This window comes from Caproicibacter sp. BJN0012, from assembly GCF_035986805.1.
Lineage (GTDB): Bacteria > Bacillota > Clostridia > Oscillospirales > Acutalibacteraceae > Caproicibacter.
This window is the reverse complement of sequence record NZ_CP142518.1, coordinates 3,451,785-3,464,671: the sequence shown is the minus strand read 5'-3', so window position 1 is coordinate 3,464,671 and position 12,887 is coordinate 3,451,785. Positions and strand designations below refer to the sequence as shown.

Here is a 12,887-nt window from a genome sequence, read left to right as displayed (position 1 = left end):
TAACAAATCGGGGGTCTCAAACGGTATATCAGTAGAGGAAAAAAATTACAGGTTCAAGGATAGACTGATTTCCATGCTGCGCAGCATCCGAAATAAATTTTTGTTTCAGGAAGAGGATGACTCCGATGGACGATTTAGAGGGGAACTTGTTCCCCTGCCCCCGGCAGTTCTTTCGTACGTCCATAGGCCGAAAATAAAAAGGAGGAACAAAAATGTTAAGGAGTTGGAAAAAGGCTGTCAGTCCGGTTCTGGTTTTCGCGCTGTCCATGATGGTGTGCGTGCCCGCCTTCGCGGATTCACCACTTACTGCAACATCCTATGCGGCTGAATCTGATAACGCAAAAAGCTCTGGTACAGAACGGATAGAATCATTTGTGGATACAAAAATTGATGCAGCTAATGCAAAAATATCAGTAAGCAATACAAAGATTCTACATGATTTTGCCGGAAATGAATATAAACTAGTTGAATGTAGTCCTGCTGGCTATTATATTATTCATCCGGAATCCGGCATTGTTGTTGAGTCGTCTGTCCAATCTCAATCTCCATATGAAGGATTAAATGCTGATTTGTATTACGGTGGACCCACATATTATTATGTTAAATCCGGGAATAGTTATAAACATACTATATTAGGAACAATTATTTCGGATGCAGATGCAGCCGCTCAAGATTGTCAAAAAATCAATAAAGCGCTGATCTCTCAGACAAATAAAGTAGTTTCAGATTATTTGAATGGCAAGACTTCTAAATCACCAACAAATCAACTGCAATCCGCGGGAAAAAATCATTGGGTTAATTCTTATACTTGGTTTCGTAATCACAAATCTGGATTCGGATATGTTAGTGGAGGCTACTGCGGATACGTTGCTGCAAACCTTATTTTAAAATACTGGGATAATTGCCGCGGAAAGATTAAACTTTCTTCTCGGGATAGACCAGTTAATAGCACCACATTAACTAATGACCTGATTGATGTTGGTAAGGATGATGGTTACGGTGCATCAACATACGCTGTGGATATTGCCAAGGTAATCAACGATTTTTGCTATAATAACAGTCTGCCACAAAGTGCAAGCTGGCACGTAGGTACTAGTGGCATGATAAATGAAATGAATTATTATAAACGTCCAGTAATTCTCTTTGGTAACTTGGAGGGCGCGGGAAATCATGCCGTTGTTGCATATGGCTATAATGAAGATGAAAATCCAGGAGATTATACGTTCATATGTCATTTTGGTTGGAATGGTAGTTCAGAAGTTCATATCTGCTCTTTGCCAGATGGTACTAGTATTTTTGGGAGCAATGCACAATATAACATTTCATAATTATTTATTTAATTAAGGCCGAAATGAGGGCAAGGTGTCAAAGCTTTGTCCTCATATAATTTTATATATTAAGAATTTAATGAAAATTTAAAGGGGAGGATCGTCGTTGCAAAGTCAACGAAGAATCAAAAAAGCCAATACGAGCGATCCGTCTAAAATAAGAAAAATGATTCCAAATGCGATTGCGCTTATGGCAATCGTGGCTGTAGTTGGAATATGTCTCATCCCTCTTTTTACTGGAAACTATAAAGGCCATGGACAGGACCCAAACTGGGATAAAACGCATACGACCATCACGTCCATTGACGAAGCTGTAAAGCTGTTTGGAGGAGACTTGCTGCTTGACAAGCTGGAGTTGAAACAGAACAGCCCTAAGCCGTATACGGAATTTATTCTGGAATATGCAGATCAAAAGGGAAAAAATATCAATGACAGGAAGACGTGGAGTATGTTGTCCGCTCAAGTGCTTTACGGCGGGAAGCAGTTTGACGTTGATGACGACTATGCTAATCTGACTATCTTTTTCAGGGACAACGACCCATCCATCGTTGGTTCAGAGAAAGATCCCGGATATGAAAGTCTTTTAGGAAAAAGCAAGGCAGCCAAAGTCATTAACGGAATTACGGTGAAATATCGTGCTTACCAAGAAAACGCTTTTCGGTATTGTTTCTGCGCGGAATTCAAGCATCTGGGTTATGTATATTTTTTGGAATCCTATTCTAAAACAAATTCAAATTTGTCATGGGATACTTTGAACCAGATGCTCTCGAGTCCGGACAGTCTCTGAGTTCCAGGAACTTGCCCACGCTGGAAGTCCGGATCGCTTTGTATGATAGGAGCGTTTCTTCATGCGGAAAAAAATCGTTTTGTCGCTGACAGGGGTACTGCTTCTGGCTTCCGTACTGCTCATATGGCATCATTTTTCGACAAAGCCGGATCAGAGAATTCTCGATTTTCAGAATGATCTTCTGTTTCAGGTGCCGGGCAAGCCTGAGATTGTGTTCAGCAAGAAGGATTACGGTTTCACGGACGGCGATCTGTTTGATCTGTTTCAACTGTCCTCCGATGAAATGAAAACGGCGCTCGGTAAAAATAATATGGCGGACTGGTCACGGCTTCCGATGAAGCCGTATTTGGTCGACGGGTTATTGGAACAATTGGCCGGAAGCACCGACGAGGCCGCAAGGGCTTATTATCGTCAATATCTGTCCGCCGAAAGCGGTTATTATCGAATCCAGAACGACAAAAAGCTGCCGGTCGCGCCGCTGTCCTTTTGGGATAAAGCATACGGCCATATATCGGGTGCGGTCATCGATACGAAGGAAAACCGGATTTGTTATTTCCGCTGGGATAATTAGGGGAAAAGGCCTGATCCGGCTGCATCTAGGCTGATCGGCAAAATTTTAGAGCTTTTGCATAATGGAGTCTCAGGAACTTGCCTGCTGCGGCTTTGAGCCGCAGCGGGCCTTTTTGTCCTGCTTTAGCCCCTTTACAAAAGAATTTTTAATTTTTTTTAAAAAAAGTGTAACAAATCGGGGCTCTCAAACGGTATATAAGTAGAAGGAAAAAATTACAGGTTCAAGGATAGACTGATTTCCATGCTGCGCAGCATCCGAAATAAATTTTTGTTTCAGGAAGAGGATGACTCCGATGGACGATTTAGAGAGGAACTTGTTCCCCTGCCCCCGGCAGTTCTTTCGTACGTCCATAGGCCAAAATAAAAGGGAGGAACAAAAATGTTAAGGAGTTGGAAAAAGGCTGTCAGTCCGGTTCTGGTTTTCGCGCTGTCCATGGCGGTTTGTGTGCCCGCGTTCGCGGCGGAGAGAACAAATGCTTTTCAAAGTCAAGAACTTATTGAGAAGCGTTTAACTGTTGATTTGAACCAGTCTTTGAGTCAATCGGAAAAACAATTTCTGCAAAAATATTGTAAAATATTGAGTGAATTTAGTTTGGATGAAAATAATGTCCTAGCGTTAAGTTTATCAGATGAAGAACTAATAAAGAAATACTCTTTTACAAATTCTGACCTGATTTTTCTGCATAAAATAATAGACTCTTCAAAAGAGATTAACAAAAATTATAATCATTCAGGTTCTCAAATACAGCCAAATGTTTTTATTGAAGGAACCGTTATCTATTTCACAGCGTCCGATGTTGATACACTTTTACTTGCCGCAGCCTCTGCGGGACCAACAGCTATGATAGCGGCTTTGGACTTGGTTGCTACTATGACCGGGGGACCTGTCGCTACTGCTATAACAACCGTATTAGGCGTAATAGGTGTTGCATCAATTAGTAATTTTTGTTATCTTTGTATTCAGGCACATACCTATGGGGAAGGCGTATATATTGGTGTAGAATTCGATGGCGGATTTCCCAACGGCGTTCAGGGTAGGTGGTAAAATTAAGAAAGAGGTAATGGATTGATCTCTCAAAAAGAATTTGTACGAATAACTTATTTTTTACTCCCAATTCCTTTCGTCGGAATTGCATTAGGAGGAAAATCCACTTATGATTTATGGCTTTGCTTTGCCGTTGTCTCTGGAGTCCTTCAACTTGTCAAATATGTGAAATACAGTCAGCGAAAGCAAAGACCTTATATTGTATTGTGTGATGTAGGGTTTGTTTTCCTGCAGGTTATATTGTCGCATATAATTCCTGGAAATTGGGGCGTTTTAAAAGTATTGATTCTGGCAATAGCCGGAGGCTTATATTTTGTATTTGCGACATTTAAACTATATGAGCTTCGGCAAGGTTAGTAGATTGCTTTGAAAGATAGACCACGGAACAGATAACCGCGCGGATGTTCCAGACATATGAAAAGCAATAGGGTTTCTAAAGTTACTCCTTTCGGGTTTTCAGCGCCGGAAATTTTCACCGGCGCTGAAGTCTTGTTTTGCTTTTTGCCCGCAGAAGCTCTTAAATCATTTTGGAAAATTTACAGGTCCTATGATAGACTGATTTCAATAGCGAGGACCTTAATACAAAACAAAAAGGGAATATCCGGAGGAATGAGTGATGCGAAAGTCGAACCGAGGGATCGTCATCATTTTTTTGATCATTTTAGGTATTCCACTTGGATTTTTCCTTTACGGGTATTTTACGGCAGATACTAGAATGTATCAGGAAACTTGGGGTTTAATCATACCGAGCAATTTCAAAAAGCAATATTCCGTTTCTGAATTCGGCGGAACGGGCGATGGGGAAACATATGAAATTTACGCATTGAAAGGCACAGATACACAGGAAGATGCATTGGTTTTAAAAGGAATGTCTTCACAAAAAAATACGGAGATTCAGGAGCAGATCATTACAATCCTTAAAACATTAAAAGTAGATACACAAAGATATCCAGACTTCTCCCATGATTATCAATGGAAAGTTTTTAAGAAATCTGATCGGCAAACTAAAATATATATCTTATTTGACAAAAAATTGTCTTTGATCTATTTAGTTCAGAATATATGGGCGTCTTAAAATATTAGATAGGCTTTCAATGCTTTTGTATAATCGTTCCAATTCCGGTTAGGCTACGGATGAGGTGGAGCAATATGAAGGTAAAGGATATTATGACCAAGGATGTCGCCTGTGTCGGTTCCGAAGATACCATCGAACAGGCGGCGCAGCTGATGAAGCAGTACCATGTGGGGTCAATTCCCGTCTGCCGGCAGAAGCAGGTCGTCGGCATTGTGACGGACCGGGATATCACTCTCCGTGCCACCGCGCGGAAGCAGGGCTCGGACCGGAAAGTTTCGGAAGTGATGAGTTCCAATCCGGTGCTGGGGAATCCGGAAATGGACGTGCGGGAGGCCGCGAAGATCATGAGCGAACAGCAGATCCGCCGTCTGCCGGTTGTTGAGCAGAACCAGCTGGTCGGCATCGTCGCGCTGGGTGATATTTCCGTTTCGCAGGACTCGCAGGGCAGCGCGGGACAGGCTCTGAACGGAATTTCGCAGCCGGGCGGCCAGGGATGAGACCCGGGCGGGACCGAGAAGCACAAGAAAAAGCCCCCGTACAGGATTCCTGTACGGGGGCCGCTTTTGTCCGTAAGCCGGAGTTACATCTTTGAGAGCTTCTCGAGATGCTCGTAATCCTCTTTCGCTACTTTTTCCGCTTTCTGGAACAGTTCCTCGGCGCGCTCCGGGAAGGCGCGGGTCAGGGAGTTGTAGCGTACTTCGCCCATAATAAAGTCGCGGTAAGATGCCGTCGGAGCCTTGCTGTCGAGCTGGAACGGATTCTTGCCCTCTTCAGCCAGGCGGGGATCGTAGCGGAAGTTCTTCCAGTAACCGGAAGCGACGGCTTCCTTTTCCTCGATCTGGGATTTGCTCATGCCCTTTTTGATGCCCTGATTGATGCAGGGGGCGTAGCCGATGATGAGGGAAGGACCATGATAGCTTTCAGCTTCCGCAATGGCCTTGATCGTCTGGTTGTAGTCGGCGCCCATCGCGACATGCGCGACGTAGACGTAGCCGTAGGTCATGGCCATGCCGGGCAGATCCTTCTTCTTCGTGGACTTGCCGGTTGCGGCAAACTGCGCCACCGAACCGATCGGGGTGGACTTGGAAGCCTGCCCACCGGTGTTGGAGTACACCTCGGTATCGAAGACGAAGACGTTGACGTCTTCGCCGGAAGCGAGGACGTGATCCAATCCGCCGTAACCGATGTCATAGGCCCAGCCGTCGCCGCCGAAGATCCAGATGGACTTCTTCGCAAGATAGTCCTTGTCTTCCAGCGTCTTCTTGGCAAGCCCGGCCAGCTCGCCGCTGCCGGAAGCGGCCTTTTCCAGTTCCGCAATCAGCTTGTCGGCCGGCTCGCGGTTTTCAAGGCTGCTGCCGAAGGTGGCCTTCCACTCCGCGCACGCGCTCTTCAGAGCTTCGGAGGCGTCGGCGGAAGCGGCAATCTTGTCGACGTATTCCTGGAGCCTGCCGCGGATGGCTTTGTTGGCAAGAGCCATGCCGTAGCCGAACTCGGCGTTGTCCTCAAACAGGGAATTGTTCCACGCGGGGCCGAAGCCTTTCGCGTTCCTGGTGTACGGGGTCGCCGGAGCGGAGCCGCCCCAGATCGAGGAGCATCCGGTCGCATTGGCGATGTACATCCTGTCGCCGAACAGCTGTGTGATCAGCTTCGCGTAAGGAGTCTCGCCGCAGCCCGCGCAGGCGCCGGAGTACTCAAGCAGCGGTTTCTTGAACTGGCTGCCCTTGACGCTGGTGGGCTTGAACTTTGCGGCAACTTCCGGCTTTTCCGGCAGGCTCAGGCCGAAGTCGTAATATTCCTGGCCGTCCAGCTGGGTGTCCATCGGCTTCATCTCAAGCGCCTTGTTGCCCCTCATGCCCGGGCAGACCGTCGCGCAGGAGCCGCAGCCCGTGCAGTCCAGAGTGGAGATCGTGATGCCGAACTTGTAGCCCTTCATCAGGGTCATGTCCTTGAACTTCATGCCGGCCGGCGCTTTGGCGGCTTCTTCCTCGGTCATGACGACCGGACGGATGACCGCGTGCGGGCAGACATAAGAGCAGGTGTTGCACTGAATGCAGTTTTCCGGAATCCACTGCGGAACGTCGATCGCGATGCCGCGCTTCTCATAGGCGGCGGAACCGGCCGGAACGGTGCCGTTTGCCATCGGCATCAGGTCGGAGACCGGGATCTCGTTGCCCTTGTAGCGGTTGGCCGGGATCAGGACCTTGTTGACGTAGTTGACGAGCTCTTTGTCGCTGCCGGTTGCGGTCGGGACAACGGAATCGTCGGCTGCGTTTTTCCAGGAGGCCGGAACGTTGACCTTCGCGAAATCGGTCGCGCCGCGCTCAATGGCGGCGTGGTTCATCGCGACAACCTTTTCGCCCTTTTTGCTGTAGGACTTTGTGGCGGCGTCCTTCATATACTGGATGGCCTGTTCCTTCGGGATGATGTCGGCGATCGCGAAAAACGCGGACTGCAGGACCGTGTTGATGCGGGCGCCCAGGCCGAGCTCCTTGCCAAGCTTCACGCCGTTGATGGTGTAGAAGTTGATGCTGTTGTCGGCGATATATTTCTTCATCTTGCCGGGCAGGTGCTTGTCAAGCTCCTCGACGGACTCCCATTCGCAGTTGAGCAGGAAGCTTCCGCCGGGCTTGATGTCCTGAACCATGTCGAAGGATTCGACGTAAGAAGGCTTGTGGCACGCGACGAAATCCGCTTTGGTGACATAATAGGTGGACTTGATCGGCTTGGCTCCGAAACGCAGGTGGGAGATGGTCAGGCCGCCGGATTTCTTGGAGTCGTAGGCGAAATAGCCCTGTGCATACATGTCGGTGTGGTCGCCGATAATTTTGATGGAGTTCTTGTTCGCGCCGACGGTGCCGTCCGCGCCGAGGCCCCAGAATTTGCAGGAGTGGGTGCCCTTCGCGGTGGTGTCCGGATTTTCCTTGACCTCGAGCGAAAGGTTGGTCACGTCGTCGGTGATGCCGATCGTGAAGCGCTTCCTCGGGGAAGCGGACTGCATATTGCGGTAAACGGCGACGATCTGGCCAGGATTGGTGTCCTTGGAGCCGAGGCCGTAGCGGCCGGTGTAGACCGGGGTCGTGGCGAATTCGGTGTCCTTGAAGGCGGCGACGATATCGAGGTACAGCGGTTCGCCGATGGAGCCGCGCTCTTTCGTGCGGTCGAGGACGCTGATCTTCTTGACCGTCTTCGGCAGAACGTCGAGCAGATATTTCGCGACGAAAGGACGGTACAGATGGACTTTGACCAGGCCGACTTTCTCACCTGCCGCGTTCAGGTAGTCGACGACTTCCTCCGCGCATTCGCACACGCTGCCCATCGCGATGATGACTTCCGTCGCGTCCGGCGCGCCGTAGTAGTTGAACGGCTTGTAATCGGTGCCGATCTTCGCGTTGACTTTGTTCATATAGTCCACGACGACTTCGGGGAAAGCGTCGTAGTGGCTGTTGCTGGCTTCATTGACCTGGAAAAACAGGTCGTCGTTTTCGCTGGTGCCCTTTGTCACCGGATGCTCCGGGTTCATGGAATCCCTGCGGAATTTCTCAACGGCGTTCCAGTCGAGCAGTTCGCCGAGATCCTTGTCGTCCCAGATGTGGATTTTCTGAATCTCGTGGGAGGTGCGGAACCCGTCGAAGAAGTGCATGACCGGCATGCTTCCCTTGATGGCGGAAAGATGCGCGACGGCGCCCAGATCCATGCATTCCTGCGGGCTGTTCGAGCAGATCATGGCAAAGCCCGTCTGGCGGCACGCGTAAATGTCCGAGTGGTCGCCGAAGATGCACAGCGCCTGCGTCGAGAGCGAACGGGCCGAGACATGCATGACGGCCGGAAGGAATTCGCCGGCGATCTTGTACATGTTTGGGATCATGAGCAGAAGACCTTGGGAGGCGGTGTAGGTCGTGGTCAGCGCGCCTGCCGCCAGGGATCCGTGCACTGCGCCGGATGCACCGGCCTCGGACTGCATCTCCGTGATCTGGACCTGCCTGCCGAACAGGTTTTTCTTGCCTGCTGCGGCGTACTTGTCCGTCTCATCCGCCATGACGGAAGAAGGCGTGATCGGGTAGATGGCAGCGACGTCGGTAAACGCATATGACACATATGCTGCGGCGTTGTTGCCGTCCATGGTTTTCATTTTTCTTGAATCCATAGTCCTTATTTTCCTCCTTACGGATAATTAATTCCGTTGGGTACAGCACAAGGATCTGTACTTGACTAAAGTTTAACATCTTTTGTCTTCCGTGTAAAGGAAAATTACTGAAAAAAGCATGAAAACTTATCGAAAAAAATTAGCAGAAATGGCATAATGACCAAAAAATTTTCAGCATTAAAAAAAGCTTTGCAGTCGTTGTTGCGGGGACGGAAGAGCCCCGCGGCCGTGACGGGTTCCCCGCGCGCCGCATTGACAGCGGTTGCAGGAAACGATACAATAAAATAATATAATAATATTGGATTCATTTTCATTCTGAAAGGGGTAAACTTATGTCATCCGACCCTGACGGGCAAACGATTCCGTTGCTGTTGGCGGCTTCCGGGGCATCCCGCGCGGATTCTCCGTTTGCCGCCGTGCTGCTTCTCATCGTTCTGATCCTGATCAATGCCTTTTTTTCCGCGAGTGAAATCGCAGTCATCACCATGAATGACGCCAAAATTGAAAAGATGGCGGAGGACGGGAACCGAAGAGCCCAGAAACTGCAAAAACTCACCGTGAACTCCAGCCGCTTTTTTTCCACGATTCAGATTGGCGTCACGCTGGCCGGCTTTCTGACGTCGGCCTCCGCCTCGGAGAGCTTTTCGGACGATCTTGCCGCTCTCCTGAGCTTCCTGCCTTTTTCTCCCTCTTTCATCAAGGGTGCTTCGACGCTTCTCATTACGCTTCTGCTGTCTTATTTCTCCCTGGTTTTTGGGGAGCTGGTGCCGAAACAGGTCGCGATGAAGCGTGCGGAGGAGCTTTCGTTTCACTTCGCGGGCGTGCTTTCCGCCGTTGCGTCCGTCTTCCGCCCCGTCGTTTCCCTGCTGACCGCCTCCACGAACGTCGTGCTGCGTTTTCTTGGCGTGGACCCGGACAGCGGCGGGCAGACCGTCACGGAGGAGGAGATTCTCATGATGGTGGACGCCGGAGAGGAAAAAGGGGTCCTGAACGAAAATGAAAAGGACATGATCTCGAACATTTTCGAGTTCAGCGATCTCACGGTGGACGAGGCCATGACGCACCGGACGGACGTGATTGCCGCCGAGGACACGGACTCCGTCGGAGACGCGGTGACGCTGGCAATGGACAACGGCTACTCCCGCATCCCCGTTTTCCACGAGGACCTGGACAGCATTACCGGGATCATCTATGTCAAGGATCTGCTCAAATATGTGGGAAAACAGGTAGAGCCCGGAATCCGCCTGACGGATGTGATGCGCCCGGCTTATTTTGTCCCTGAAAGCAAGCTCTGCGGCGAGCTCTTTTCCGATATGACGGCGCATCACGTGCAGATCGCCGTGGTTGTCGACGAATACGGCGGCACGGAGGGGATCATCACGATGGAAGATCTTCTCGAGGCAATCGTCGGCAGCATTCAGGACGAATACGACAACGAGGCAGAGGAGATCCACCGGGACGGCGAGAACCGGTTCGACGTGGAGGGGACCGCGCCGGTGGACGAGGTCTCGGAAATGCTGGGCGTCGATCTGCCGGAGGGGGACTATGATACTGTCGCCGGGCTGATGATGGAACGGCTGGGGAGGCTGCCGCGGGAAAACGAGCATCCGCAGGTGAAGCTCGACGGCCTGACGCTGACCGTCGCCGCGATGGAAGAGCGAAGAATCGCGAGGATCCTGATCGAAAAGGACGCGCCCGTTCCCAAAACGCAGCCGGAACCGGGAAAAAGCGGGAATTAAAGCGGGAATTGAGGATTGCATTTCGCGGGATTTTGTTGTATCGTATTAGAACCGCTGAGAAAGCAGCGGGGTCAGTCGCAACATCCTGACCTAAAATAAAACTACGGGGGAACTAAATATGCAACAAAGGACAAACCGCGCATTCTCTTTGGCGTCAGCGGCGATGATCGCCGCGCTTTACACGGTGCTGACCCTTCTGGCGGCCCTGTGGGGGCTGGCCTACGGCCCGGTGCAGTTCCGGTTCTCGGAGGCGCTGACCATCCTTCCGGTTTTCACGTTTTCGGCAATCCCGGGACTGACGGTCGGCTGTTTTCTGGCGAATCTTTTCAGCGGCTACAGCACGGATATGGTGGTCGGCACGGCCGCCACGCTGATCGCCGCCGTGGGAACGCGCCTTCTGCGGAATATCCGCTGGCGCGGGCTTCCGGTTCTGGCGCCGCTGCCGCCGGTTCTGGTCAACGCGGTGTTTGTCGGGGCCGAGATCGTCATCCTTTCGCCCGGCGGTTTCGCCTGGGCCGAATTTCTGACGCAGGCGGTTTCCGTCGGGTTGGGCGAACTGGCCGTCTGCTACGGCCTGGGGCTGCCGCTCGCGGCGTGGATCGGTTCCAGCAAGGCGATGAAAAAACTGTTTTTATGAGATTCACAGCAATGAGGTGGATGAAATGGGAGAGGAAATTCCCGCGTTAAAAAAGAAGCTGAAGGGCATCCCGCCCGTCCGGCTGATTGTGGTGAGTTTTCTTGTGGTGATTCTGACCGGCGCTTTTCTTCTGGCTCTGCCGGTTTCGGCGAGGAATGGGGCGCCTACTTCGCCGTTGGACGCGCTGTTCACGTCGACTTCCGCGGTGTGCGTTACGGGGCTGGTGCTGTTCGACACCTGGACCCATTGGAATCTTTTCGGCCAGGCCGTCATCCTGCTCCTGATTCAGATCGGGGGGCTCGGGCTGGTCACGTTTACAACCGGATTTTCGCTTCTGCTGAAGCGGAAGCTGGGCTTTCGGGATATGCAGCTTGCGGCCGAAAACACGGCGGGCAGCATGATGCATGTCAAACGCCTGATCAAAATCATTCTGTTCTTTACTTTTTCCTGCGAGACCGCCGGCGCGATTCTTCTGATGCTGCGTTTTGTGCCGCAGTATGGTCCGCACGGAATCTGGATCTCCTTTTTCACTGCAATTTCCGCTTACTGCAACGCCGGGTTCGACATCATGGGCTTTGTCGATCCGGGCAGCAGCCTGGTGGGTTATGCGGGCGATCCGCTCGTCACGCTGACGGTCGCCGCGTTGATTGTGACCGGAGGCCTGGGTTTTGTTGTTATTAACGATATTTTCTACGCCAGAATTCTTCCGCGGCTGCACAAGCAGCGTCCGCACGCCCTTCATTTCCATTCCCAGATCGTTCTGCGCATGACGCTGCTCCTGATTGTAGCGGGGACGCTGCTGTTTTTTGTCTGCGAAAACGGCAACACGCTCAAGAGGATGAACTTCGGCGAAAAGCTGAACGCGTCCTTTTTCCAGTCTGTCACGGCGAGGACGGCGGGCTTCAACACGGTGGACATCGGGTCCCTGGGGGATCTGACCAAGCTGATCATGGTATTCCTGATGTTCGTCGGCGCCTCGCCGGCATCGACCGGCGGCGGCATCAAGACGACGACCTTTGTGGTGCTGGTCACGGCGGTCATGAGCGTGATGCGCGGCAGCGAAGATGCCGTCGTCCTCAAACGCAGGCTGGATAAATTTACGGTTTACCGTTCGCTGACGATCCTGACGATCGGCGTGCTGGTGATCATTGTGACCGCCGGCGTCATTATGACGACGAACCCGGCGACGAACGGCGTGGACGCACTGTTCGAGGCGACGAGCGCGTTCGGCACGGTCGGCCTTACGGCAAACGTGACGCCGACTTTGACCAACATTGCCAAAGTGGCGGTGGTCTGCGCGATGTACATCGGCCGCGTCGGGCCCGTCTCGCTCGGGCTGGCGTTTACCCTGCGCAAGGGCCGTTCCGCGTCTTCCGGAACGGTTCTGCCTGAAGGCAAGATCGTGGTGGGGTGAGTCTCTGCGCGGTTCATTGATCGGAAAATGAAATCAATTCAGCCGGACCGTTCGGGAATATCCCGGATGGTCCGGTTCTTCTTTACGGATGAAAAAAACAAGTAATTACATTTTGAGCCAATAATGATAAAATTTGACATTGTGAGAA

The 12,887-nt window shown here is 51.3% G+C and carries 11 protein-coding genes; 10 read left to right on the top strand and 1 reads right to left on the bottom strand.

The window, feature by feature from the left end; all coding sequences use genetic code 11:
- Positions 1-212 precede the first annotated feature (212 nt).
- The 7 genes from VA597_RS17100 to VA597_RS17070 all read left to right on the top strand — a co-directional run bounded on the left by VA597_RS17100 (position 213) and on the right by VA597_RS17070 (position 5,302).
- A complete protein-coding gene (locus VA597_RS17100) occupies positions 213-1,328 on the top strand; it encodes a C10 family peptidase (RefSeq protein WP_128744082.1) in 1,116 nt (371 codons plus the stop codon).
- A 106-nt stretch (positions 1,329-1,434) separates the two neighbouring features.
- On the top strand, positions 1,435-2,115 hold the full coding sequence (locus VA597_RS17095) for a hypothetical protein (RefSeq protein ID WP_128744081.1): 681 nt from the start codon (positions 1,435-1,437) through the stop codon (positions 2,113-2,115).
- A 61-nt stretch (positions 2,116-2,176) separates the two neighbouring features.
- Positions 2,177-2,686 (top strand): hypothetical protein, encoded by a 510-nt coding sequence (locus tag VA597_RS17090; RefSeq protein ID WP_128744080.1) that lies wholly within the window; start codon positions 2,177-2,179, stop codon positions 2,684-2,686.
- 432 nt (positions 2,687-3,118) lie between these two features.
- Positions 3,119-3,730 carry a hypothetical protein gene (locus tag VA597_RS17085; protein ID WP_326974896.1) on the top strand — a complete coding sequence of 204 codons (612 nt, stop codon included), beginning with the start codon at positions 3,119-3,121 and terminating at the stop codon, positions 3,728-3,730.
- Positions 3,731-3,751: 21 nt separating this feature from the next.
- Complete coding sequence (locus VA597_RS17080; RefSeq protein WP_128744078.1) at positions 3,752-4,087, top strand: hypothetical protein; 336 nt, start codon at positions 3,752-3,754, stop codon at positions 4,085-4,087.
- A gap of 259 nt (positions 4,088-4,346) precedes the next feature.
- On the top strand, positions 4,347-4,805 hold the full coding sequence (locus VA597_RS17075; protein WP_128744077.1) for a hypothetical protein: 459 nt from the start codon (positions 4,347-4,349) through the stop codon (positions 4,803-4,805).
- 74 nt (positions 4,806-4,879) lie between these two features.
- A complete protein-coding gene (locus VA597_RS17070) occupies positions 4,880-5,302 on the top strand; it encodes a CBS domain-containing protein (protein ID WP_128744076.1) in 423 nt (140 codons plus the stop codon).
- A gap of 83 nt (positions 5,303-5,385) precedes the next feature.
- Here VA597_RS17070 and nifJ read toward each other — a convergent pair whose 3' ends face one another.
- A complete protein-coding gene (gene nifJ / locus VA597_RS17065; RefSeq protein WP_128744075.1) occupies positions 5,386-8,949 on the bottom strand; it encodes a pyruvate:ferredoxin (flavodoxin) oxidoreductase in 3,564 nt (1,187 codons plus the stop codon).
- 332 nt (positions 8,950-9,281) lie between these two features.
- On the opposite strand from nifJ, the gene VA597_RS17060 reads away from it, so the two are divergent.
- From VA597_RS17060 to VA597_RS17050, 3 genes are all read left to right on the top strand, one after another.
- The gene (locus VA597_RS17060) at positions 9,282-10,688 is read left to right on the top strand and encodes a hemolysin family protein (RefSeq protein ID WP_128744074.1); all 1,407 of its coding nucleotides are present in this window, start codon (positions 9,282-9,284) and stop codon (positions 10,686-10,688) included.
- 118 nt (positions 10,689-10,806) lie between these two features.
- The gene (locus VA597_RS17055; RefSeq protein WP_128744073.1) at positions 10,807-11,325 is read left to right on the top strand and encodes a QueT transporter family protein; all 519 of its coding nucleotides are present in this window, start codon (positions 10,807-10,809) and stop codon (positions 11,323-11,325) included.
- A gap of 25 nt (positions 11,326-11,350) precedes the next feature.
- The gene (locus VA597_RS17050) at positions 11,351-12,739 is read left to right on the top strand and encodes a TrkH family potassium uptake protein (protein ID WP_128744072.1); all 1,389 of its coding nucleotides are present in this window, start codon (positions 11,351-11,353) and stop codon (positions 12,737-12,739) included.
- The last annotated feature ends 148 nt before the right edge of the window (positions 12,740-12,887 follow it).

Bases quoted from the DNA above. Each gene is read 5' to 3' on its own strand.
- VA597_RS17100 (WP_128744082.1), top strand. From the start codon at position 213: ATGTTAAGGAGTTGGAAAAAGGCTGTCAGTCCGGTTCTGGTTTTCGCG.
- VA597_RS17090 (WP_128744080.1), top strand. From the start codon at position 2,177: ATGCGGAAAAAAATCGTTTTGTCGCTGACAGGGGTACTGCTTCTGGCT.
- VA597_RS17085 (WP_326974896.1), top strand. From the start codon at position 3,119: ATGGCGGTTTGTGTGCCCGCGTTCGCGGCGGAGAGAACAAATGCTTTT.
- VA597_RS17075 (WP_128744077.1), top strand. From the start codon at position 4,347: ATGCGAAAGTCGAACCGAGGGATCGTCATCATTTTTTTGATCATTTTA.
- VA597_RS17070 (WP_128744076.1), top strand. From the start codon at position 4,880: ATGAAGGTAAAGGATATTATGACCAAGGATGTCGCCTGTGTCGGTTCC.
- nifJ (WP_128744075.1), bottom strand. From the start codon at position 8,949: ATGGATTCAAGAAAAATGAAAACCATGGACGGCAACAACGCCGCAGCA.
- VA597_RS17060 (WP_128744074.1), top strand. From the start codon at position 9,282: ATGTCATCCGACCCTGACGGGCAAACGATTCCGTTGCTGTTGGCGGCT.
- VA597_RS17055 (WP_128744073.1), top strand. From the start codon at position 10,807: ATGCAACAAAGGACAAACCGCGCATTCTCTTTGGCGTCAGCGGCGATG.
- VA597_RS17050 (WP_128744072.1), top strand. From the start codon at position 11,351: ATGGGAGAGGAAATTCCCGCGTTAAAAAAGAAGCTGAAGGGCATCCCG.